This window comes from Streptomyces sp. NPDC000348 (assembly GCF_042898795.1).
Classification (GTDB): Bacteria; Actinomycetota; Actinomycetes; order Streptomycetales; family Streptomycetaceae; genus Streptomyces.
On record NZ_JBIAZD010000009.1, the window covers coordinates 100,148 to 122,320 of the forward strand.

Annotated in this window: 16 protein-coding genes; 9 read left to right on the plus strand and 7 right to left on the minus strand. The window is 74.6% G+C overall.

The genetic code is table 11. The features are described 5' to 3' along the window. Nucleotides 1-34 precede the first annotated feature (34 nt). From ACFY3N_RS19200 to ACFY3N_RS19210, 3 genes are all read left to right on the plus strand, one after another. A complete protein-coding gene (locus tag ACFY3N_RS19200) occupies nt 35-985 on the plus strand; it encodes a DMT family transporter (protein ID WP_390818088.1) in 951 nt (316 codons plus the stop codon). Between the two features lie 114 nt (nt 986-1,099). After that, entirely contained in the window at nt 1,100-2,008 is a 909-nt protein-coding gene (locus ACFY3N_RS19205; protein ID WP_390817876.1) for a hypothetical protein, read from the plus strand. 60 nt (nt 2,009-2,068) lie between these two features. Beyond that, nucleotides 2,069-2,329: a hypothetical protein gene (locus ACFY3N_RS19210; protein WP_390817877.1), complete on the plus strand. Its 261-nt coding sequence runs from the start codon at nt 2,069-2,071 to the stop codon at nt 2,327-2,329. A 559-nt stretch (nt 2,330-2,888) separates the two neighbouring features. On the opposite strand, the gene ACFY3N_RS19215 is transcribed toward ACFY3N_RS19210, so the two are convergent. Next, a complete protein-coding gene (locus tag ACFY3N_RS19215) occupies nt 2,889-3,824 on the minus strand; it encodes a LysR family transcriptional regulator (protein ID WP_390817878.1) in 936 nt (311 codons plus the stop codon). 133 nt (nt 3,825-3,957) lie between these two features. On the opposite strand from ACFY3N_RS19215, the gene ACFY3N_RS19220 reads away from it, so the two are divergent. Continuing rightward, nucleotides 3,958-5,214 (plus strand): MFS transporter, encoded by a 1,257-nt coding sequence (locus ACFY3N_RS19220; protein WP_390817879.1) that lies wholly within the window; start codon nt 3,958-3,960, stop codon nt 5,212-5,214. A gap of 325 nt (nt 5,215-5,539) precedes the next feature. On the opposite strand, the gene ACFY3N_RS19225 is transcribed toward ACFY3N_RS19220, so the two are convergent. Then, on the minus strand, nt 5,540-6,421 hold the full coding sequence (locus ACFY3N_RS19225) for an alpha/beta fold hydrolase (protein ID WP_390817880.1): 882 nt from the start codon (nt 6,419-6,421) through the stop codon (nt 5,540-5,542). 152 nt (nt 6,422-6,573) lie between these two features. Here ACFY3N_RS19225 and ACFY3N_RS19230 point away from each other — a divergent pair, with 152 nt between their 5' ends. Further along, on the plus strand, nt 6,574-8,634 hold the full coding sequence (locus ACFY3N_RS19230; protein WP_390817881.1) for a BTAD domain-containing putative transcriptional regulator: 2,061 nt from the start codon (nt 6,574-6,576) through the stop codon (nt 8,632-8,634). Nucleotides 8,635-8,800: 166 nt separating this feature from the next. Here the strand turns inward: ACFY3N_RS19230 and ACFY3N_RS19235 are convergent, their stop codons facing one another. Further along, on the minus strand, nt 8,801-10,699 hold the full coding sequence (locus ACFY3N_RS19235) for an NAD-binding lipoprotein (RefSeq protein WP_390817882.1): 1,899 nt from the start codon (nt 10,697-10,699) through the stop codon (nt 8,801-8,803). 293 nt (nt 10,700-10,992) lie between these two features. On the opposite strand from ACFY3N_RS19235, the gene ACFY3N_RS19240 reads away from it, so the two are divergent. After that, nucleotides 10,993-12,996, plus strand: a complete 2,004-nt coding sequence (locus tag ACFY3N_RS19240) for a flavin monoamine oxidase family protein (protein WP_390817883.1) — start codon at nt 10,993-10,995, stop codon at nt 12,994-12,996. A gap of 337 nt (nt 12,997-13,333) precedes the next feature. Here ACFY3N_RS19240 and ACFY3N_RS19245 read toward each other — a convergent pair whose 3' ends face one another. Continuing rightward, complete coding sequence (locus ACFY3N_RS19245) at nt 13,334-13,675, minus strand: hypothetical protein (protein WP_390817884.1); 342 nt, start codon at nt 13,673-13,675, stop codon at nt 13,334-13,336. A 225-nt stretch (nt 13,676-13,900) separates the two neighbouring features. On the opposite strand from ACFY3N_RS19245, the gene ACFY3N_RS19250 reads away from it, so the two are divergent. Together ACFY3N_RS19250 and ACFY3N_RS19255 are read left to right on the plus strand one after the other, a co-directional pair. After that, nucleotides 13,901-14,332, plus strand: coding sequence for a hypothetical protein (locus tag ACFY3N_RS19250; RefSeq protein ID WP_390817885.1), 432 nt, complete (start codon nt 13,901-13,903; stop codon nt 14,330-14,332). A gap of 352 nt (nt 14,333-14,684) precedes the next feature. After that, the gene (locus ACFY3N_RS19255; protein WP_390817886.1) at nt 14,685-15,281 is read left to right on the plus strand and encodes a hypothetical protein; all 597 of its coding nucleotides are present in this window, start codon (nt 14,685-14,687) and stop codon (nt 15,279-15,281) included. A 27-nt stretch (nt 15,282-15,308) separates the two neighbouring features. Here the strand turns inward: ACFY3N_RS19255 and ACFY3N_RS19260 are convergent, their stop codons facing one another. Then, the gene (locus ACFY3N_RS19260) at nt 15,309-15,431 is read right to left on the minus strand and encodes a hypothetical protein (RefSeq protein ID WP_390817887.1); all 123 of its coding nucleotides are present in this window, start codon (nt 15,429-15,431) and stop codon (nt 15,309-15,311) included. Nucleotides 15,432-15,602: 171 nt separating this feature from the next. Continuing rightward, complete coding sequence (locus ACFY3N_RS19265) at nt 15,603-18,887, minus strand: GH92 family glycosyl hydrolase (RefSeq protein WP_390817888.1); 3,285 nt, start codon at nt 18,885-18,887, stop codon at nt 15,603-15,605. A 705-nt stretch (nt 18,888-19,592) separates the two neighbouring features. Between ACFY3N_RS19265 and ACFY3N_RS19270 the strand changes: the two genes are divergently transcribed. Beyond that, nucleotides 19,593-20,792 carry an oxygenase MpaB family protein gene (locus tag ACFY3N_RS19270; protein WP_390817889.1) on the plus strand — a complete coding sequence of 400 codons (1,200 nt, stop codon included), beginning with the start codon at nt 19,593-19,595 and terminating at the stop codon, nt 20,790-20,792. A 126-nt stretch (nt 20,793-20,918) separates the two neighbouring features. Here the strand turns inward: ACFY3N_RS19270 and ACFY3N_RS19275 are convergent, their stop codons facing one another. Then, nucleotides 20,919-22,097 carry a TetR/AcrR family transcriptional regulator gene (locus ACFY3N_RS19275; protein ID WP_390817890.1) on the minus strand — a complete coding sequence of 393 codons (1,179 nt, stop codon included), beginning with the start codon at nt 22,095-22,097 and terminating at the stop codon, nt 20,919-20,921. Nucleotides 22,098-22,173: the final 76 nt, after the last annotated feature.

Below are 22,173 nucleotides of genomic sequence, written 5' to 3' on the forward strand. Positions count from 1 at the left end.
CCGGACACCCGGCGGCACGGCGGGGGCGGTGTGCGTGCTGGTGGCGTCGGTGCTGTGGGGCACCACGGGCACCGCCGCGACCTTCGCCCCCGCGGTGGGCCCGCTCGCGATCGGGGCCGTGGCCATGGGACTGGGTGGGCTGCTCCAGGCCCTCGTCGCCGCCCCGCGCATCCGCCGGGAGGCTCCCCGGCTGCGTGCGCACAAGGGTGTGGTGCTGCTCGGCCTGCTGTCGGTCGGGTCCTACCCGCCGGCCTTCTACTCCTCCATGCACCTGGCCGGGGTCGCCGCCGGCACCGTGGTGTCGATCGGCTCGGCCCCGCTCGCCTCGGCCCTGATCGAGCGCGTCGCCGACGGGCGCCGCCTCACCCGGCGCTGGACGACCGGCGCGGTGCTGGGTCTGTCCGGGACGGCGCTGCTGTGCGCGGCCGAAGCCGCCGGCTCCGGCTCCGGGGGCCGGTCCGCGGGGGAGACCGTGCTCGGTGTGGGGCTCGGCCTGGTGGCCGGGCTCACCTACGCCCTGTACTCCTGGGCGGCCCACCGTCTGATCAGCCGCGGTGTCACCTCCGGCGCGGCCATGGGGACGGTCTTCGGTCTGGGCGGACTGCTGCTGATGCCGGTGCTGCTGGTCACCGGGGGCCCGCTCCTCGCCTCCTGGTCCAACGCGGCCGTCGGCGTCTACATGGCCCTGGTGCCCATGTTCACCGGCTACGTCCTGTTCGGCTGGGGCCTCGCGCACGTCCCGGCGAGCACCGCGACCACCCTCTCGCTGCTGGAACCCGCCGTGGCCGCTGTCCTGGCCGTGCTCGTCGTCGGCGAACGCCTGCCCCTGCCGGGATGGGCCGGCATCGCCCTGGTCGTCGGCTGCCTCGCCGTGCTCACCGTGCCGGTCCGCACCACGGCGGGGCCCCGGGCCACCACCACGGGGGCGGACGGCACCGCCCGGACGGACACCGCCGCACTGGCGGGACATGCCGAAACCCCCTGAACCCAGGGCACCCGGGCGCGTCCGGACCGTGCCGCAGGGTGGCGCAGGCCGCGCGTTGATCCTCATGCCGCAGCAAGATGGGACGAGAGGACCGGCGAACCGGGAGGTGCGGTGATGGACGACGACACCGGGAACGACGAGGCGCTCGCGGAGGAGGGCGACCCGTACGGCGACGGATCCGACGCCGAGGACCTCGAGGAGTACACCCAGCCGGAGCCGTACGACGAGGAGCCGGGCTCCTACGGGACGGAGGACGCGGCCGCCGCCCGTGGAGCCGCCGTGGCCGCCGGTGCGGACCCCGATGTCTTCCTGGACGTTCCCGTGCTGAAGGTCGAGGAGATCGACCTGGACGTCGAGGACCTGCGGGCGCACGTCTCCCTGCAGACCGAGGTGCTGGATCTGCTGAGGCTGAGCGTGGGGGCCGACGTCACCCTCGGCCGCGTGCACCTGGGTATCTCGGGCGTGGAGGCACAGGCCCGGCTCAAGGTGCGTCTCGACAACGTCGCCGCGATCGTCGATCGGGTGCTCACCACGCTCGACCGCAATCCGGAGATCCTGCGTGACCTGGCGCGAGGGGTCGGCTCCGCCGTCCAGGACGTCGGTGGTGGAGCCCGACGAGCGGTGGGCGAGCTGGGCACGGGTGCCGGGGCTGCCGTCCGGGACGTGGGCCAGGGCGCCGGGGCTGCCGTCCGGGACGTGGGCCAGGGCGCCGGCAGGGCCGTCCGGGACGTGGGCCGTGACGTCGGACGCGCGGTGGAGGACGTCGGCGACATCACCGGGAGTGCCGTGGACGAAGCCGCGGACGCGACGGCAGCGACGGACGGAGCCGCCCGGAAGGGCGGCACCGTACGCCGAACCGAGTCGGACGCGCGGAGTGCGCGCAGGCCGGGGGAGGCGCACCGGGACCGGACCGCCCGGAACGAGGGCGGCACCCGCAAGCGCCGGGTGCGCGCCGAGGACGGGAAGCCGCCACCACGGCCCGGTCGCCGCCGCGCCACCGGCGAACGGGAAGAGCCGCCCTGAACGGCCGACGCCCTGGCGTCGGACGGCGTCGGCCGGGGAGGGGCACGAACGGAGAGCACGGTGCGGGACGTCTCGTTCCGGTCGACGGTCCACGCCGAGCGCCTCCGTTTCGCGGAGGAACCCCGGACAGCCGTCCGCTTCCCGGGCACCGGGGAGCGGGAGTCGACGAGTCGCAGTGATCGGGACCACCTTCCCGGGAAGGTCGTGCCGGGCCGGGACTACCGTGATGTCACCGTCGACTACCGCCTGGAAACACGGCTCACGGGGGAGCCGGAGCGCGGCCGCGGCGGCGCCGGCGGAGAGGGGCGCCGGCAGGCGTGACCGCTGCCTGGCCAGGGCGTTCGCCGCGAGGATCACCGGGCCGGCCGGCATGTCGGTGATCCCGCACCGAGCGAACCCGTCCGTCCACGGTCCCCGCTGCCCGCGCGCCCCGACCGGCGGGCAGCGGGGTACCGGGCCGCCGGCGCACCGGCCGGGACCAGCCCGTGGACGCCGTCGAACAGCGTCGCTTCCGGCGGTCGCCGAGACGCGGCCCGTCGCGGGGGGCGCCCGCTTCACGACGCGCCTCCCGTTCACCCCCGGCGGTGCCGCCCGACACGAAGGAGCGTCGGGCGGGCACGGCTCGATCCGGACGATGCCGCAGGGCTTTCTCGCCGGGAACGCCCGGCCCACGAAGCCCTCACCCGCACCGTGGGCGGTGCTGCCCGACGGGTCGCCGGGCAGCCCCGCGTTCCTCCGGGAGGACCAGGCCAGGGCGGACTCGACTGTGCGGAGCGACGCCCCTCGTCCTCGACGACGAGGGGCGTACGGACTGCCTCGGCCGACCGCCGGTGGAGCGGCTCATGACGGGTTTTCCACGGTCCGGGGGAGCCGGCGGCGCTCAGCGCGGTGTCACCCAGCCGGGTGTCCAGGTCCCGGCGGCGCCGTGGCCCGCCGAGGTGGCGGCGAGGTGGGCGCGGAGGACGGCCAGCGCCGGGTGGGGGTTGTCGCGGTGCCACAGGAGGGAGTGCGGGTAGACGGGGGTCGGGTCGGTGACCGGGATGCGGCGCAGGTCGTGGCCGGCGGGCCAGATGAGGCGGGTGTGCTCGCCCATGAAGGTGGCCAGGGCCGGGGTGTCGGAGATGGTGTCGAGGAGCGCGTCGGAGCCGAAGTTGGGGCCGGTCACCTCGATGACGAGGCCGAACTCGGCGACGAGGTCGTCGTAGTAGGCGCCCCACTCGGTACCGGGGGCGATGCCGGGCATCCAGATCCGGTGCCCGGTGAGCTGGGCGACGGTCACCGACCGGGCGCCTGCCAGTGCGTGGGCGGGGCCGGTGAGGAGTTGGAGCGGCTCGTCGAGCACCCGGACGGAGACGATGTCCTCGGGAAGGGGCCGGCCGGGCGCGGCGACGGCGCGGAAGGACGCGTCGACCGCACCGGAGCGAATGGCGGTGACGGCGGTCTCGATGTCGAACAGCATCATCACGTCGAGGTCGATCTCGGGGTGTGCGCGGTGGAAGGCGCGCATCAGGTTCGACTGCGCGCTGCGCGAGGCGATCACGTCGACGCGCAGCGGACGGCGGCCGGGGCGCACGGACGCCTCCGCGCGCTCGGCGACGCGCAGCAGTTCGCGCGCGTGGGGCAGGAACGCCTGCCCGTCGATGCTGAGCCGGGCGCCGCGGGCGGTGCGGGTGAACAGCCGCACGCCGAGGTCGCGTTCCAGCGCGGCGATGCGCTTGGAGACGGCCTGCTGGGTGATCGCCAGCTCGGCGGCCGCCTCCTGGAACCGCCCCGCGTCCGCGGCGGCGGCGAAGGTCCGTACGGCGTCGAGGTCCACGCCGACACCCTAAGGTCACAACCGGTGGTTGTGGCCCGTGGTCCTGCGGTTGTTTGATCCCGGGCCGCAGTCCTCGCTTGGATGTTCCCGATCGCGGATCGGTTGTGCGGCCGGAGGACGGGGAGCACCGGACATGGGGAGCGGGCACCGGGTGGGACATCGGCCGGGGCGGCGGTTCGGATGGCTCTGGGCGGCGTACGGGACCAGCGCGCTCGGCACCTGGCTCGCCTTCGGCGCGTTCCCGGTGATCGCCGTCCAGGTGCTGCACGCCGGGCCGGCCGAGGTCGCCGCGCTGTCCTCCGTGGGGGCCGCGGTGGGCGCGGCCGCGGCTGTGCCGCTCGGTCCGTGGGCGGAGTTCCGCCGCAAGCGGCAGGTGCTGATCGCGACGGACCTGACGCGGTTCGCGGCGCTGCTGACGGTTCCCGCCGCGTTCGCGCTCGGCGCGCTCACCTTCCTCCAGCTCCTTCTGGTCTCGGCCGTCGTCGCGGCGGCCGACATCACCTTCCGCGCCGCCTCCGGCGCGTACCTGAAGAATCTGCTGCCGGCCGAGGACCTGCTCGTCGCCAACGCCCGGCTGGAGTCCACGACCTGGACGGTCACGATCGTCGGACCGCCGCTGGGCGGCGCGGCGCTCGGGCTGCTCGGTCCGGTGGCGACGGTGACGGCCGACGCGGTCAGCCACCTGCTCTCGGCCCTGGGCATCCGCGCGGCGGGCGGGCACGAGCCGCGGCCCGAGCGCCGGGAGGCCGCGCGCACGCGCGCCGGGGACCTGCTCGACGGCTGGCGGTACATCCTCTCCGACGCGGCCCTGCGTCCGCTGTTCTTCAACACCGCCCTGTTCAACGGCCTGGTGATGGCCGTCCAACCGCTGCTGGCCGTCCTGATGCTCGGACGGCTCGGATTCGCCCCGTGGCAGTACGGCCTGGCCTTCGCCGCGCCCTCGATCGGCGGGCTGCTCGGAGCGCGGCTGGCCCGGCCGCTCGTCACCCGGTTCGGACAGCACCGGGTCCTGGCCTGGGCCGGCTCGCTGCGCGCGCTCTGGCCCATCGGCCTGGTCCTCACCGGGCCGGGCACCGGCGGGCTGCTGCTGGTGATCGGCGTCGAGTTCGGGCTCATCCTCTGCTGCGGGGTCTTCAACCCCGTCCACGCCACCTACCGCCTCCGGCGCACCGCGGCCGACCGGGTCTCCCGCACGCTGACCGCCTGGGCGGTGACGACCAGGGCCACGACCGCGCTCCTGACGGCCCTGTGGGGCGTGCTGGGCAGCCTGCTCGGCCCGCGCACGGCCATCGGCCTGGCCGGCGTGCTCCTGCTGGCGACCCCCCTGCTGCTCCGCCGCCGCGAAACGGCCCTTCCCCCCGGCCCGGAGCCCGCACGGAACCGCGCCTGACGGGCCCGCCGCGGCCGTCACCACGAACGGGGCGCGCGTCCCGTCCGCCGAGCGGCCTGCCCGGCGCACAGCCCGGAGGGAGGGGCGGCGGCCTCCGCCGCACGGCCGGGGACGCGGTCGTGCGGCGGGCCGGACAGCACCCCCGCCTTCATCGAGCGGGGTCCGGCGCGGTGCGGACCGGCCGGGACGTCCTCTCGACCCCGCGAGGCCGCACCAGGCCCACCCGGACCGTCCGGGCCGGCCCGTGACACCGGGGCCGCCCGCGCGTGACGGCGCGGTGCCCGCTCCCGCCGTCCCGGCCGGGGAGGCAGTGGGGCGGCGGGCGTCAGCGGTCGTGGAGGGCCCGGATCTCGCCGGCGACCAGCGCGGGGTCCTCCTCGGCCATGAAGTGACCGCAGGAGACCGTGCGGTGCCGCAGGTCCTCGGCCCAGGCGCGCCACAGCCCCTGGGCGTGGTAGCCGAGTGCCGCGCCCCAGTCCTGCTGGAGGACGGTGACCGGCATGGCCAGCCGGTTGGCCGCCTCCCGGTCGGCGGTGTCGTGGTCCACGTCCACGCCGGCCGAGGCGCGGTAGTCGGCGACGATGGAGGGCACGGCCGCCGCGGACGCCGCGAGGTAGTGGGCGCGGACATCGGCGGGGATCGCGTCCGGGGTGCGGGTCCAGGCGTCGAGGAAGTGGCCGAAGAAGGCGTCGGCGGACGCCTGGATCATCTGCTCCGGCAGGCCCGGGGCCTGGGCCATCAGATACAGGTGGAAGCCGACCGCGCCGGACACGCCGCGCAGGGCGTGCCACATGTCGAGGGTCGGCAGGACGTCGAGGAAGAGCGCCCGGGACACGGCACCCGGGTGGTCCATCGCGGCGCGGAAGGCGACGAGGGCGCCGCGGTCGTGGCCGGCCAGGACGAAGCGGCCGTGCCCCAGTCCGGCGGCGAGACGGACCACGTCCCGGGCCATGGTGCGCTTGGAGTAGACGTCCGGGCCGCTCTCGGCGGGCTTGTCGCTGGCGCCGTAGCCGCGCAGGTCCGGGCAGATGACGGTGTGGTCGGCGGCGAGATCGGCGGCGACGTGCCGCCACATCAGGTGGGTCTGCGGAAAACCGTGCAGCAGCACGACCGGAGCACCGCTGCCGCCGACGGCGGCGTTCAGCGCGAGGCCGTCGGCGACCGGTACGCGGTGCTCGGTGAATCCGGGGATGCCCGGGTGTGTCACAGCGACTCCTGTGGCTCGTGGCAGAGTGGACGTTCCGGGCCCGGCGGTCCGGGTCGTCCGGGGACGTCACCCAGGCTGGGGGCTCCGGATCAGCGATCGATGAGTGGAGACGCGGCACCCGGGGACGGCGCCGCCCGCGAAGGGACCGTGCCGTGGGCGTGGAGTTCGGACTGCTGGGGCCGGTCGCCGCCCGGGACTCCGACGGCGTGTCCCTGCCGCTCGGCGCGCCCCGCCACCGGGAGGTGCTCGGACGGTTGCTGATCGCCCGTAACCGGGTGGTCCCGGTCGGCCGGCTCGTGGCCGACCTGTGGGAGGACGAACCCCCGGCCGGCGCGGTCGGCGCGCTCCGCACCTTCGTCGCGGCGCTGCGCCGGGCCCTGGAACCCGGGCGTCCTGCCCGCCGGCCGTCGCGGCTGCTGGTCACCGACGGCCCCGGATACGTCCTGCGCGCCGGACGCGAGGCGGTGGACGCCTGGAGGTTCGAGGACGCGGCCGCGCGGGCCGCCGAGGCGCCACCGTGCGCGGCGGTCGCCCTGTGGGACGAGGCGCTCGCCCAGTGGCGCGGGCCGGTCCTGGCCGACTTCCCCGCCGCCGCGTGGGCCGCCGCCGAACAGGCCCGGCTGGAGGAGCTCCGCCTCGACGCGGTCGAGCGCCGCGCCGACGCCCTCCTGGCCACCGGCGCCGCCCGGAACGCCGTCGTCGATCTGCGGGCCCACGTCGCCGCGCACCCGGGGCGGGAGGACGGGTGGGTGCTGCTGGCGACCGCCCTGGACCGCTCCGGCCGTCGCGGCGAGGCCCTGGAGACCCTGCGGCACGCCCGTCGGGCCCTCGCCGGCGCGTACGGGTCGGACCCCGGAGCCGCCCTGGCACGCGCAGAGGCCCGCGTGCTCGGCGGCACCGCCGGACCCGCGACCGAGCCGACCGGGGCGGCGGACGGCGTCTGGGACCGCACGGCCGCCGCGTGGGACCGCTCGGTGCCCGCCCGGTCCCGGGCCCGGCTGCACGCCACCGCCGGTCTGCTGCGGGACCTCGCGGTGACCGGCGCCGCAGGACTGCGGGAGGCGCGCGAGCACAGGCGCGAGCTGGTCGCCGCGGCCGAGACGACCGGGGACACGGAACTGGCCGCGAGGATCATCGGTTCCTACGACGTCCCCGCGGTCTGGACCCGGGCCGACGACCCCGCCCACGCCGGCGAACTCGTCCGGACCGCGGCCCGCGCCGCCGCCCGGCTCGGCCCCGGCGGACCGCCCGCGCTGCGGGCCCGGCTGCTGTCGGTCGTCGCCGTCGAGTCACGCGGTGACGCCGCTGCGGACGCACCGCTTCCCCGGGCGTCCGCCGCGTCCGCCGCCGAACCGTGGCGGCTGCGGGCCGAACGCGCCGCCGAGGAGGCCGTCCGCCTGGCCCGCCGCCTCGGCGACCCCGCGGTGCTCGCGTTCGCGCTCAACGGCGCCTTCATGCAGTCCTTCGCCACCTGCGGATCGGCCGCCCACCGGGACGCTCTCGGCGCCGAACTGACCCGGCTGGCCGTCGACCACCACCTGCCCGGCCACGAGGTCCTGGGCCGCCTCGTCCGCCTCCAGGCCCTCGCCGGTCTCGGTGACCTCACGGCGGCGGACGCGCAGGCCGAGGAGATCGACCGGCTGGCGCACCGCAACGAGCGGCCGCTCGCCGCGGTGTTCACCTCCTGGTACCGGGCCCTGCGCACCTGCGAGACCGACGGATGGACGGCGGCCCGCCCCCGGTACGCGGAGCTCCTCGCGGAGACCGCGCACCACGACATGCCCGGACTCACCCGGGGAGCGGCCGTCCTCGTCGCGCTCGTCCCGGTGCTGCGGGGCGACGCCCTGCCCGACCCCGACGACTTCGCCGGTCTCGACGCCGGCCCCTACCGGCCGTGGCTCGCCCCCCTGCTGCTGGCCTCCTCCGGCGCCACCGGACGGGCCCGGCAGGCACTCACGACGGTTCCCCGCCCACCCCACGACCTCCTCCAGGAGGCGCTCTGGTGCGTACTGGCCCGCACCGCCGCGGCCGTGGGACACCAGGAGGTCCTGCGCCGCGCCCGTGACGAACTCGCCGCTGCCCACGGCGAGTCGGCCGGCGGCGGCAGCGGCCTGGTCTCCTACGGCCCGGTCGCCCGCCATCTGCGGGCCGCCGACGCGGCCCTCGGCGTGCGAGACCCGTCCCCCACGGGGCCGGCGGACGGCGGCGCGTAGGAACCGACCCGATCGCGCCTTCGAGGCCGGTCCCGCGGGAGCCGGGGCCTCCTGACGGTCCCGCCGGGACGACCGGTTCGCGCCGGACTCCGGTGGACGGCACGCGGAGCCCGACACCAGGGGCTTCCGGTTCCGGCACCCGTTGTCCGAGTACCGGAACCGCCCCTCAGTCCTTACCGATGACGACCACCTCGTCCGCGGCCGTCCACCGGCGCCGCTCGGCTTTGGGCGGATTGATCCGCACACCGTGGCCGGGACCCGCGGACGAGCCGTCGTGACCCCGGTAACCGATCGCGCATTCGCCGCGGTGACGCGCCGCGGCCACGACGGTGGCGAAGGACGTCTCACACCCCGGCAGCACGTAGTCGGTGGCCGGCCGCATACGGACCCCGGTGCCGTCGGCGGAGAACAGTTCCTCGAACACCGCCGCCAGGTGGCGGTTCCGGGAGATCTGTGCCATGAGCAGGCCGATGAGCTTGCCACTGATGATCACGTCGGTCCCGGGGCCGAGGGGGGCCAGCGCCCGGTTGCGGTCGTCGATCAGTTCGGTGACGACCGGCAGTTCGCGTCCGGTGTCCTCCTCCAGCTGACGCAGCAGCAGAAGGGTGACGAGCGTGCGGTTGTCAGGGGTGTCCGGCGGCTGTCCGGGAGCGGGGTCCCGGCCCAGCACGATCACGCTGTCGTAGGAGTGGACGTCCAGACGCCGCAGGGTCTCGGGACGGGTGACGTCCCCGTGGTGCAGGGTCAGGGCCAGGCCGGTGCCGCCGTCCGCGCCGGCCTCGTCCACCTCCCGGACCGTCGCCTCGTCACCGTCCGCCACCACGTCGACGGTGGAGCCGGGCCGGGCGCGGCGGCGCAACTGGTCGATGACGAGCGGCGCCCGGCGGTTCCAGCCCAGCAGCAGAACCCGTTCCGCCCGCGCGGGCGTCGGCGGCCCGGACGCCATCGCCTCCTTCTCGACCAACTCCGCGCAGTCACCGGGCCGGGCCGTGTCGTCGTCGCGGGAGATGACGATGAGCAGGTCGTCCGGAGCCAGGGGCGTCCGCTCCGGCGGGTTGAGCAGGGGGGTGCCCGAGCGCACCACCCCGACGACGCTCGACGTCGGGTAGGACAGCAGCGCGTGACCGAACGGCCGCCCGGCCAGGACCGGTTCGGTGATCAGGTAGAACTCGTCGCCGGCGAAGTCGAGGAGTTCCCGGTGGACGAGGGAGAGCCCGGGGCGGCGCGCGGCCTGGACGATCAGCCGGGCGGTGACGGTGTCGCTCTCCAGGATGACGCCGCCCGGTCCGGCGGCGAGACGGGCGGCCAGGCGGTAACGGTCGTCCCGGACGGCGGCGACGACGGGCGGGAGGGCGGCCTCCCCGGCCAGGGCCGCCCTGAGCGCCAGCAGCGTCTTGACCACCTCGGCGTCGGCGTCGGGCTCGTCGTGCGGCATCACCAGCACGACACCGGCCGTCCCCGGGCTGGTCAGGCCGAGCACGGCCGGGTCGGTGGTGGGCCCGCTGCGGCAGATCAGCCTCGTACGGCCGACGGGACCCACCTTCGTGCTCAGGGCCTCCTCCATGGCGGTCTTGTCCCGGTCGGCCAGCACGGCCACCGCCGCCCGGCGCTGGTTGGCATGGGCGGCCACCAGTTCGCTCACCACCGTGAAGACCTGCTCCGACCGCCCCAGGACCACGGCGTGCCCTTGCTCGAGCACCGTGGAACGGCCCCGGCGCAACGCGGTGAGCCGCTCCGTCAGCGCCGTCGTGATCAGACCGACGAGGGTCGAGACGTACAGCAGGGCGACCAGCGCCAGCAGCAGCGACATCGTCACCCGCAGCGGCGTGCCCGTCGAGCCGCCCAGCCGCAGTGTCTCCCCGGTCAGGCGCCACACCTGCGCGAACCGGTCCGTCAGGGACGCCGGTGCGTCGGGGTCGGTCCACACGAGCACCGCACTGGCCGGCACGACGACGGCCAGACACAACAGCGCCATCCAGCCGACGAGGGCGGACGCGCCGCGGGTCAGCGTGCTGTCGAACCAGTAACGGGCCCTGTCGCCGAACCGAGTGCGCGGCAGCGCCACCCTCTTCCCCCCTCGGTCGCCCCGCACTCCTGGTGGGTCCGGGGCGACGCCGCGTACGCGATGCGCCGCGCGGGTCCGCCGGAGAGCACGGATGTGGATACGCATCTGGCAGTGTGCGGAACCGAGCGCGCCGGCACCGGCGGGTTGCCCGGCATTCATCCCTTCGGGGTCCCGGGCCGTCCGCGCCGGCGGACCCGCCGCGGCGTCAGGGCTCGTCGCCGTCTTCGCTCCTTCGGGTCAACTGCGCGCCGAAAGACGGGCATCCGGTCACGGCCGTCAGTACAAAGACCGCCATGACTGAAGATCACGCGATGGTGCGCTCGGACGGCGGCTTCTCCCGGAGGGGCTTCGCGGCGGCGGCCGGCACGGCCACGGTGGCCACGGCCCTGACCGGCGGTGCCGCCGCGGCCCTGCCCGCCCCGGCCGCCCCGGCCGCCCCGGGCGGGAGCCGTGCGCCCGGCTTCGACCGGTGCCTCGCCGTCGCTCGCGCACTGCTCGTCCTGGACTCCGACGACCGCCCCCTCGTCCCGCGTTACCTGCGTGTCCTCCGGGAGGGACTGCCGGCCCACCGGCGGACGCGCCCCGTGGACGTCCTGGTCGTCGGCGCCGGTCCGGCCGGACTGGTGGCCGCCTGGCTGCTGAAGGAGGCCGGTCACCGGGTGACGGTGCTGGAGGCCAACGGCAACCGCGCGGGCGGACGCATCAAGACCTTCCGCAACGGCGGTCACGAGCACGCCGGCCAGCCCTTCGCCGATCCCCGTCAGTACGCCGAGGCGGGCGCGATGCGCATCCCAGGCAGCCATCCCCTGGTGATGGAGCTGATCGACCGGTTCGACCTGAAGAAGCGGCGCTTCCACTACGTCGACGTCGACACCGAGGGGCGCCCCGCCCACCGCACCTGGATCCACGTCAACGGCATCCGCGTGCGGCGCGCCGACTACGCCCGCGCGCCCCGGCGCGTGAACCGGTCCTTCGGCGTGCCCCGGGCCCACTGGGACACCCCCGCCGCCGCCATCCTGCGCTCCGCGCTGGATCCGGTGCGCGACGAGTTCAGCCACGTCGGCCGCGACGGCAAGCGGGTCGGCAAGCCGCTCCCCGAGCGGTTGCGGGGCTGGGCCCGCGTGGTGCAGCGGTTCGGTGACTGGTCGATGTTCCGCTTCCTGACCGAGCACGCCGGCTTCGACGAGCGGACCATCGACCTGATCGGCACCCTGGAGAACCTCACCTCGCGTCTCCCCCTGTCCTTCATCCACAGCTTCATCGGCTCCTCCCTCATCAGCCCCGACACGCCCTTCTACGAACTGGAGGGCGGCACGGCCGTACTGCCGGACGCCCTGCTGGAACGGGTGCGCAAGGAGGTGCGGTTCGACCGCCGTGTCACGCGCATCGAGTACCACCACCCCGGCCGCCCCTCGCCGGACACCGAGCACGTCCGGGGCAAGGGGCCGCACGTGTGGGTGGACACCGTGTCCGAGGGCCGCGACGGACCCGTCGTGCGCGAGCAGTTCACCGCGGACGCCGCCGTGGTGACGGTGCCGTTCTCCGGACTGCGCCACGTGCAGATCGAGCCTCCCCTGTCGTACGGCAAGCGCCGTGCCGTCTGCGAACTGCACTACGACAGCGCGACCAAGGTGCTGCTGGAGTTCAGCCGCCGCTGGTGGGAGTTCGACGAGGCCGACTGGAAGCGCGAGCTGGACGCGGTCGGTCCGGGTCTGTACGACGCCTACCGCACCGGCCGCGCCGCCGCGGACGGCAGCCTGCTCGGCGCCCATCCCTCCGTGCCCGCCGGGCACATCTCGGCGGGCCAGCGCACCCACTACGCGGCCCACCGCGCGCTGGTGCGTGACCAGCCGGAGGCGGTCGGCGTCGTGGGAGGCGGATCGGTGTCGGACAACGCCAACCGGTTCATGTTCCACCCCTCCCATCCGGTTCCCGGCAGCGCGGGGGGCGTGGTGCTGGCGTCCTACAGCTGGGCGGACGACGCGCTGCGCTGGGACTCCCTGGACGACGAGGCACGGTACCCGCACGCCCTGTGCGGCCTCCAGCAGGTCTACGGCCGGCGCATCGAGGTGTTCTACACCGGCGCGGGCCGCACGCAGAGCTGGCTGCGCGACCCCTACGCCTACGGGGAGGCGTCCGTGCTCCTGCCCGGGCAGCACACGGAGTTGCTGCCCGCCATCCCCACGCGCGAAGGGCCGTTGCACTTCGCCGGGGACCACACGTCCGTCAAGCCGGCGTGGATCGAGGGAGCCGTGGAGTCCGCCGTGCGTGCCGCCCTGGAGATCCACACGGCATGAGCCGAGCGGCCCGCCGGACCACGGAGCGGGCTCGGGCCCCGGTGCACCGGGTGGACGCCGGGGTTCGTCGCCACACGTGGCCGGCCGGGCCACGGGCAGGTCGTGCGGGGGGGGGGGGCGGGGGGGGCCGGCCCCCCCCCCCCGGGGGCGGGGGGGGGGGTGGGGGCGGCGGGGGGGGGGGCCCCCCGGGGAAAGTGAGGGGGGGGGCCGGGGGGGGGGCCCCCCCCGGGGGGGGGGCGGGCCCCGGGGGGGGGGGGGGGGGCGCGGGGGGGGGGCGCCCCGCCCCCCCGCCCCGGTGGACGGAGGGGATGTGAACGGTATCCGGTGCGGGGCACGCCTAGTGAAAGGTCCGGTGGGCCTGCCGCGGCGGCTCCCCGTGCTCCTGGAACGTCTTCCAGACGCCGTAGGCCGCCGTCACCATCACCCGCCACTCCCGGTTCCCCTCCCACCGGGCGTGCCTGCGCACCGACTCGTCCTCGGGGAGCCCGAAGCGGACCTCCATGCCGTCCTCCGGGAGGGATCCCGTTTCGTCGCACTCCCGGAAAAGCCGTTGCGCCGGGGTGAACAGCATCCAGCCGGTCCGTCCGTCGTCGGGCACCAGCCAGGAGTACACGAACCCCTCGCCCCCGTCCCCGGACGTCCTGGCGACGAGCCGTACGCCGATCGACGCGACCCCCATGCTCCGCCCTCCTCCGTCCCCTCCCGCCAGGAGGCGACGATCAGCCTACGCGGACCGGCCCCCCTCTCCGTCGGATCCGGACGCCGCCGGCCGGTCCCGGGCCACCGCTGCCCCGGATCCGGCGGAGGCGCGTGGCCGGGCATGACGGCTCCCGTACCGGGCAGCACCCAGGAGAGCCGCGTCGGACGCGGCACGGTACGGACGGATGGGAACGGAGGAGTATCCGTGGACTGGCTGTTCATCGTGAAACCCGCGGACACCGCCTCGGACGGCGGCTCCTCGAGCAAGGACCGCATGCTGGAACTCGCCGAGACCGCGCCCCGCCGGGAGTGGTGCCTGTCCCGGTGGCGCCGCACGGCTCCCGGCGACCGCCTGTGGATCTACTTCGCCGCGCCGGTACGGGAGATCGCCGCGATGGCCGACATCGAGGGCGAGCCGTACGAGGCGGTCGGCAGCCCTCGACAGCCGTGGCGGTTCATGGCGACGCTGAACCCGGCGGCGACCCGCCGGCTGCACCGCGACCCCGTCCCGCTGCACGCCCTGTCCAACAGGCACCCGCAAGGGGTCATCCGGGTCAAGGAGGACGACCTCGGGCTCCTGCTGGAGCGTGCGGGCCTCGGGGGCGGTGCGGCCCTCCCCGGACCGCACCGTCCGTGACGGACCGGGCGCAATCCGGTACGCCGGCGTTTCCCCGGAGAGCCGGCCCGGCCACCCGGTACGGAAGGCGACCGCGGCCCTGACGGGCGGCACGGGACCGTCGGGGCGGCCCCACCGCGGGGACGGCCGGTGTGCGGACGGCGGGGGAGCGCCGTCGCCCCGGACGGCCGCGGGGGGCCACGGCTCCGGTCGGGGGAGCGCCGGGGCGGTGCGGCGCTCCGCCCGTGGCTCCCGCCGGGGAGTAACCCGTTCGTACCAAGCGCGATGGCGCCCGGTTCCTCCGCGGGTGAGGGTGGACACGGCCGCTGTTCGGTTGTTCCACCAGTTCACCCCCCGCGCGAAGGAGTTCCAGATGTCCGAACGCAACACCCTCATGCGCAGCCTGCACGACCTGGGACTGGCAGCGTGGTTCGGAGGTTCACTGATGGGGGCCGTCGGCCTCAACGGCGCGGCCGAGTCCCAGGGCGGCTCGCGGACGGCCACCGCCCGGATCGCCTCGTCCGGCTGGGCGAAGTGGACGCCGGTCAACGCCGCGGCCATCGGCATCCATCTGTTCGGCAGCGGCGGCATGCTGGCCGCGGACGCTCCCCGGGTCGCCACCCAGCAGGGCGCGGCCACCGCCACGCTCGCCAAGAGCGTGGTCACCGGTGCGGCCCTGGCCGTCACCGCCTACTCCCGCGTCCTCGGCAAGCAGGTGGAGCTGGCCTCCTCGACCGACCCCGAGGACGTCGAGAAGGCAGCCAAGCACCCCATCGACACCGACAAGGCCCAGCGCCGCCTCGCCTACGCGCAGTGGGCGGTGCCGGCGCTGACCGGCTGCCTCGTGGTGCTCGGCGCCCTGCACGGTGAACAGCAGCGTTACGCCGGGTCCACGCAGGGCATGTGGCAGCGGGTCCGCTCGATGTCCTCGCACATGCCGTCGGCCTCCGACTGGTACTGCACGCGCTGAGCACGCCCGGGTACGGGACCGCCGCGTTCAGTGCGGTGGCGGTCCCGTACCCGGGGCGTTGCCCCGCACCGACGGCAGAACGCCGACCCGGCCGCCGTCCGCCCGCACCTCGGTGCGGATCGCCGGATGCGGATCCAGGGCGGCGAGCACACGGCGCACCTCCGCCTCGTCCCCCGGCCGCCGGACGCGGGACGCGGGCGCACCCCGTGCGGCACCGGCCTGTGGCCGCCCCGCGCCGGTGGCAGCGCGACCGTCACGGGTCACGCTGCCACCGGGCGACCTCCCCGGACGAGAGGCGAGGGCCGGCGAACGTGCCGGGCCCTACCGGAGAGTGATCGCGTAGATCTGCACCCGGGGATCGTCCTGCAGGCCGATGGAACGCACCGTCTTCGACGCGTCGAGGTCCGCGGAGGACCCGAACAGCCGCACCGGCGGGCCGTCCACGCCCTGACCGCGCTTGATCCGGTGCGGCATCTCCAGCGTCACGGAGCCGCCCTGCGGTGCCGCTCCCGCCCAGTCGCCCACGGCCACCGGCACTTCGGCGGTGGTCCCGTCGGTGTAGCGGACGGTGAGCAGGGTCGTCACCGGGCCGTGGTGGGCCGCGGCGACCAGGCTCAGCGTGCCGTACGACCCGGCAGGGAGCAGCAGGGCCTGACCACGGGCCTCGACGAAGTTCGCGGCCGTCCCGGACGGGTCGGGGGCGTCGTAGGTCACGCCGTCCCAGGCGACCGGACCCGCCGCGGGCAGCAGCTCACCGTCGTAGCTCCATCCCGATCCGTCGAAGTCGCCCTCGCCGGAAGCCGCGACGGTCGCGGTGCCGTCGTGGTTCACCTCCTTGCCGAGGTCGACGGCACACTGCCCGTCGCCGTCCGCCGCGCAGCGGGCCGCGGCGCGCACCTCGACGGTCGCGGTCCGTTCCACGCTCCGCACCCCCTTCGCGGCCGCCGTGATCCGCACGGGGTACGTACCCGGCGCTGTTCCGGCCGGCACGCTCACGTCCACCGCCGCGGTCCGCTGGACCGGCAGCCGGTGGGACGTGAGCGAGAAGGGCTCAGGAGTCTTCACGGTCCAGCCGCCGGGGGCCTTCGCGTCGACGTCCACCCGCAGCGTGCCGGGGGCCTGGCCCAGCACGTCCAGCTCCAGACGGACGCTCTGCGCGCCGTCGGCCGTCGGCAGGACGTCGGAGCCGGTGCGGAGCGAGGCGTCGAGGTGCCGGCGGGGATCGGCTGCCGCGCGGTTCACGGACGGCGGCTCCGCGCCCTTGCCCGTACCCCACGACGACGGCTTGCCGGTCATCTCGAAGACGAGTTCTCCGCCCTTGGCGACCGCGTCCCAGTCCAGCCAGGTGGAGCGCAGGTTCTTTCCGCCGAACTCCGCCTGCTTCACGTAGCGTCGGGTGTCGCTCGTACCCGGTGCCTCGACGGTCAGGGTGCCGCCCTGCTCGTTCCCGTGGGCGCCGATGCGAATGACCGCCGACGGGAACTGCGGGCTGGAGACGGCGAGGAAGTCGCCGCCGTTCGTCGTCGGGTACAGGCCCAGGGAGGAGAAGACGTACCAGGCCGACATGGTGCCCAGGTCGTCGTTGCCGGTCATGCCGTCGGGTCCGTCCGTGAAGAGCGTCATCGCGGCGCGGACCACGGTGGCGGTCTTGGCGGGCGCGCCGGCCCACAGGTACATGTACGGGGAGTGCAGATCGGGCTCGTTGTTCGGGTTGTAGGTCGGCTTGCCGTAGTAGTCGTACGGTGCCGAGATCCAGTCCTCGCGAGCGGTTCCGGCGGGGTCCGCGAGGAGTTCGTCGTAGGCGAAGAAGGCGTCCAGCCGCCTCTCGGTCTCCCGCTTGCCGCCCATCAGGGACACGAGCCCGGCCGGGTCCTGGGGCACCAGCCACTGGTACTGGTGGGCGCCGCCCTCGTGGAACTGGTGGCCGGCCTCGACGGGGTCGTAGGGCGTCAGCCAGGTGCCGTCTGCCGTGCGCGGCCGGAACTGCCCGATGGAGGAGTCCCACAGGTTGCGGTACCACTGGCCGCGTGCCGCGAACACGCGGGCGTCCGCGGTGTGCCCCAGCTGCCGGGCCATCAGGGCCAGCGACGCGTCCGCCGCCGCGTACTCCAGGGTCGCCGAGGCGGGATGACGGCAGTCGTTGTCGCCGCCCTTGTCCGGACAGTCCTTCCCCGGTTCCAGCCCGCTGGGGATGTAACCGCGCTCCTGGTAGGCGGCGACTCCCGCACGGCCGTTGTGGGGGGAGTCGTCCGGCGGCGTACCGAGGGCGTTCTTCCTGAGGAGCGCGTACGCCTCCTTCTCGTGACCCGCGAGCAGGCCCTTGGACCACGCCTCGACCAGGAAGGGAGTCACCGGGTCGCCGGTCATGATGTTGGTCTCGCTGTTGGCGAGCGACCAGCGCGGCAGCCAGCCGCCGTCCCGTCCGATCGCGACGACCGACAGCGCGACATCGCGGGCGACCTTCGGCTGGAGCAGCTGGAGCAGCTGGTTCTGCGGCCGGTGGGTGTCCCACAGTGAAAGGTTCTGGTAGGGCGTGAACCCGGACGCGGTACGGTTCTTCCCGTCGAAGCCCGCGTACCGGCCGTCGACGTCTCCGGCGAGGTTCGGGTGCAGCTGCGCGTGGTAGAGGGCGGTGTAGAACGCGCGCCGCCGCTCGGTGGACCCGCCGCCGATCCTGACGGCGGCGAGCTGCCGCTCCCAGGTCGCGTGCAGCGCCGCACGGGTCGCGTCGAAGTCGTACGCGTCGCCCGTCTCCGCCTTCAGGTTCTTCCGGGCGCCCTCGACGCCCGTGTAGGAGAGCCCCACCTTGACGACGACGTCACGGTCGGCGCCGGCGTCGAAGGTCACCCAGGCACCGTTCCCGCCCTCGCCGGCCGCGTTCCGCTCGCCGGGGCTGGGGGTGGTGCCGCGCCAGGTGCCGTGCGAGGCGAACGGCCTGTCGAAGGTCGCGGTGAAGTAGACGGTGTGCCGGTCCTTGCCCGCGCAGAAGTTGCCCGCCTCGACACGGCCCTCGACCGTCCGGTCGCCGACGACACGCACCTCCGAGTCGTACACCTTCTGATTGGCCTTGCCCGTGTTGAACAGGACGTTGGCGCGGTCGGTCGAGGGGAAGGTGTAGCGCTGCCATCCCGTGCGGGGGGTGGCGGTCAGCTCGGCGTCGATGCCGTACGTCTTCAACCCGACGCGGTAGTAGCCGGGTTCGGCGTCCTCGTCGTCGTGCGAGTAGGCCGAGCGGTAGACATCGGGGTCGACGCTGTCGACCGCTCCGGTCGTCGGCATGAGCGGCAGCTCGCCCATGACGGAGCAGCCGACGCCGGAGAGGTGGGTCTGGCTGAACCCGTGGATCCTGTCCTGCTGGTAGTCGTAGCCTCCCTGGCCGCCGGTGTCCGGGCTGACCTGGACCATGCCGAAGGGGGCGCTCGCGCCGGGGAAGGTGTTGCCGAAGTTCTGCGTGCCGATGAACGGGTTGACCAGGGAGGTGAGCGGGGGAGGGGCCGCGGGGGCCTGGGCGGCGGCCGGTGCCGGGCTCAGGGCACCGCCGGTGACGAGCAGTGCGGCGAGGACTGTCGACGCGCGGTCGCGCAATCGGCGGAAGGGTCTGTGCATGGAAGCGGTCTCCTGTTCCTCACCTCTCCTGTGCCGCGCGGCATGAGAGGTGATCTCCAAGCGACGGACGGAGCGGGCACATTCCGTCGGTCGCACGTGCGGTGCTCGGGCCCGGGATGCGGAGTAGGGGCTGACCGGCCTGCGTGACCGGCGGACGCGCACGTCTGCGCACCGCCGGTGACGGCCCGTCGGTGAAGGCTCCGTTCCCGGCGAACGGGCGAGGCGCACAGGGGGGAGCGCAGACCCGCGGGAGCCCGGTGCCGGTCCGTCCACCTGGCCTCACGCACGGGAAGACGGCGGTGTGCAGGTCATCGCGGTGAGCCTCCCTCTGCGGCGCGATCAGCGGCGCTCGGCTGGATGGAAGCGGACTAGATCACGAGCCTGACATCGTTGTCAATACTTTTGGCGCCGACCGGTGCCTGCGCATCGCCCCGGCTCGGGACGCGACGTGAACGCGCCGACGGGCACGGCGCCCCGCTCGCGGTCCTCCCGTCCGCCGGACGTCGCGCCGGAGAGGGGTCGGCGGGCCGGGGCCGATATTGCCGGCGGACCCTCGGTCATCACCATTGCCGACGGCAACGTACCTCGCTATGTTAATCGAAAATCACATCCCTGCGACAGGGATCACTATGTGCTGGTCGCACAACTGGCAGGTCTGCGAAGGCATCTGGAACCATCTGGCCCATCAGGGAAGCAGGTAAGTCAATGGAGAACCTCAGCAGGCGAAAGGCTTTGTCACTCGGTGTCGCACTCGGTCTCGTGGGCCTGGCGAATCCCGCCCGGGCGTGGGCGTCGGAGGGCTCGGGGACGGGTGCCGCCGCGGCGACCGGTCCGGAGTGGATCTGGGACGACGCGGCGGACCCTCTGATGGCTTCGATGCTCGACAACGGGCACGTGCCGACGATCAACACCGCATGGGCGTCGTGGGTGAACAACAACGACCCGCTGCCCGGCGGCCTGCCGGCCGAATTCGCCGCGTACCTGCGGCAGGTCAACCGGCTGCCCTCCTGGGCCGACTCCGCCAAGCTGGCCCGCGCCGCCGACTTCAACCGGCGCAGGGACACATACCTCTTCATGCTGTACGGCCTCGGCAGCGGGATCATGAGCACCGTGATTCCGCGCGAGGCCAAGAGCGTCTACTGGTCCGCGGGCGGCGCCGACATGCAGGACCGCGCGGCCAAGACGTTCACGTTCGGCTACGACCTGTCCCAGCTGGGAGCCTTCACCCCGACGGGACAGTTCGTCGTCACCGCCAACAAGACGCGCGTGGTGCACGCCGCGGTGCGCCACCTGCTGCCGCAGTCGCCGCACTGGCGGGCGGTCGCCGACGAGACCATCCCGATCAGCGCCGCCGACATCCTCGTCACCTTCCACAGCCTGGGCACCTACGTGCACCGGAAGCTGCTCGACTGGAAGATCCCGTACCCGGCCGCGGACCAGGAGGCGTTCCTGCACTCCTGGCAGGTCGCCGTCCACCTGCTCGGCGTGCCGTACGAACACATCCCCCGGACCTGGGCGGAAGCCGAGAAGCAGTCGGCGCAGGTGCTCACCCCGATCCTCACCCCGTCGACCGAGGGCATCGCACTGGCCGAGGAGCTGCTCGGCCTGACCGCCCAGATCGACCTCGGCGTCACCCGCGGGTTCCTGAACGAGTTCGTGCGCTACGTCCTCAGCGACGAGGTCGGCGACTGGCTGGGGCTGAAACGCGACTACGCGGCGGCGGCCCTGGTCCGCACCGCGTGGCCGGCGTTCATCCTGTTCCGTGAGGGTCTGTCGCCCATCATGCCCGGCACCTTCTACATGTTCGACCAGTTCGTGCGCGCCCTGGCCATGCTGTTCCTCAACAAGGGCTCCTCCGGGGCCACCACCCCCATCACGATCCCCACCGGCAACAGGCCGGGCTGAGCCGTCCGTCCGGCCCCACCCGGGCCCGCCCCGCGGCAGACGGACCGAGGGGTGGGCGTCGGGGTGACTCCCGCACGAGGCGCTGCACGCCGCGGCGGCCCGCCGTCGCCGGGGTCCGACGGCCGTTCAGAGCCCCAGTGCGCCCACGACCAGGGCGGTCACGGCCTCACGGTGGTCAGGGCCGTCCCGCCACCGCAGTCGGCGTCCCGCCTCGACCACCACGCCGAACCCCGCGTGCACCAGCACCCGGGCCTGGCGCGGGTCCAGCTCCGGACGGGCCAGCCGCAACTGCTGTTCCCACACGGCGATGTGTTCGCGCTGGGCGAGGACCACGGGACGCCGCAGGTCGGCCGGCAGGCCGGCGAGCTCGGCCTCGGCGACGCTGTTGAGTTCGGTGTACTCGAAGCTGTAGGCGACGTACGTCGCCGCCAGCGCGACGAGGGCGTCGTGCGGGCCGGTCACCTCGCGCAGACTCCGCTCCACGCCCTGGGTCAGCAGTCCCGCCGCCTGGAGGCACGCCGCCGCCAGGATGTCTATCTTGCCGGGATAGTGGCGGTAGAGCGCGGACGGGGTCAGCCCCACCGCCTCCGCGATCTGTCCGTTCGTGACGTTGGCGAAGCCGTCCCGGGCGAACAGCGGGATGGAGGCCGCGAGGATCTCCGCGCGTCGCGTGCGCGGCACCGGCCGGGCGGGCAGCTCGACGGGGTGCGCGCCGAGCCGGCCCGCCGCCGGATCGGTGGCGGCCACGCGCAGCGCGGACGCCACCAGCAGCTTCTCGGCCCGGCGCCCGGCGATGGAGGTGTGGTGCATCGTGATGGACCCGATCGCACCGAGGGCCGCCATGGCCCGCAGCCGCCCGTCGGGCAGGGGGTGCTCGCGCTGCACCGCCTCGTCGACCCGCTCCACGAGGCGGCCGAACTTCACCCCGAGGCGCCGGCGGTCCTCGCGGTCGAGGTAGCGGGCCTCCCATCGGTACACGCCGCCCGACGCGCGGTGAGCGACGGTGACCCGGGTGACGGCGGTGAGCACGTCCGTCAAGGCCGCCCCGGACGGCACCCCGTCCAGTACGGCGACCAGCCCGTCCACCATGACGTGGGCGCACGCGGCGAACAGCGCGTACTTGTTCGGGAAGTGCCGGTACAGGGCGGTCGCGGTGATACCGACCCCGGCGGCGACCTCCTCCATGGACGCCTTGTGGTAGCCGCGCTCGCTGAAGACCCGCCCGGCCGCCTCGAGGATGAGCTGCTTGCGGTTGCGGGGCCGAGTGGCCGCGGCCGGACGGGCGGACGGGGAGGCGGGAGCCATGCGGATCAGTCAATCACATGACGTCGTCGGGCCCGGTTGCCCCGGCGCGGACCGCACGGGGCGCGGACGTGGGGAT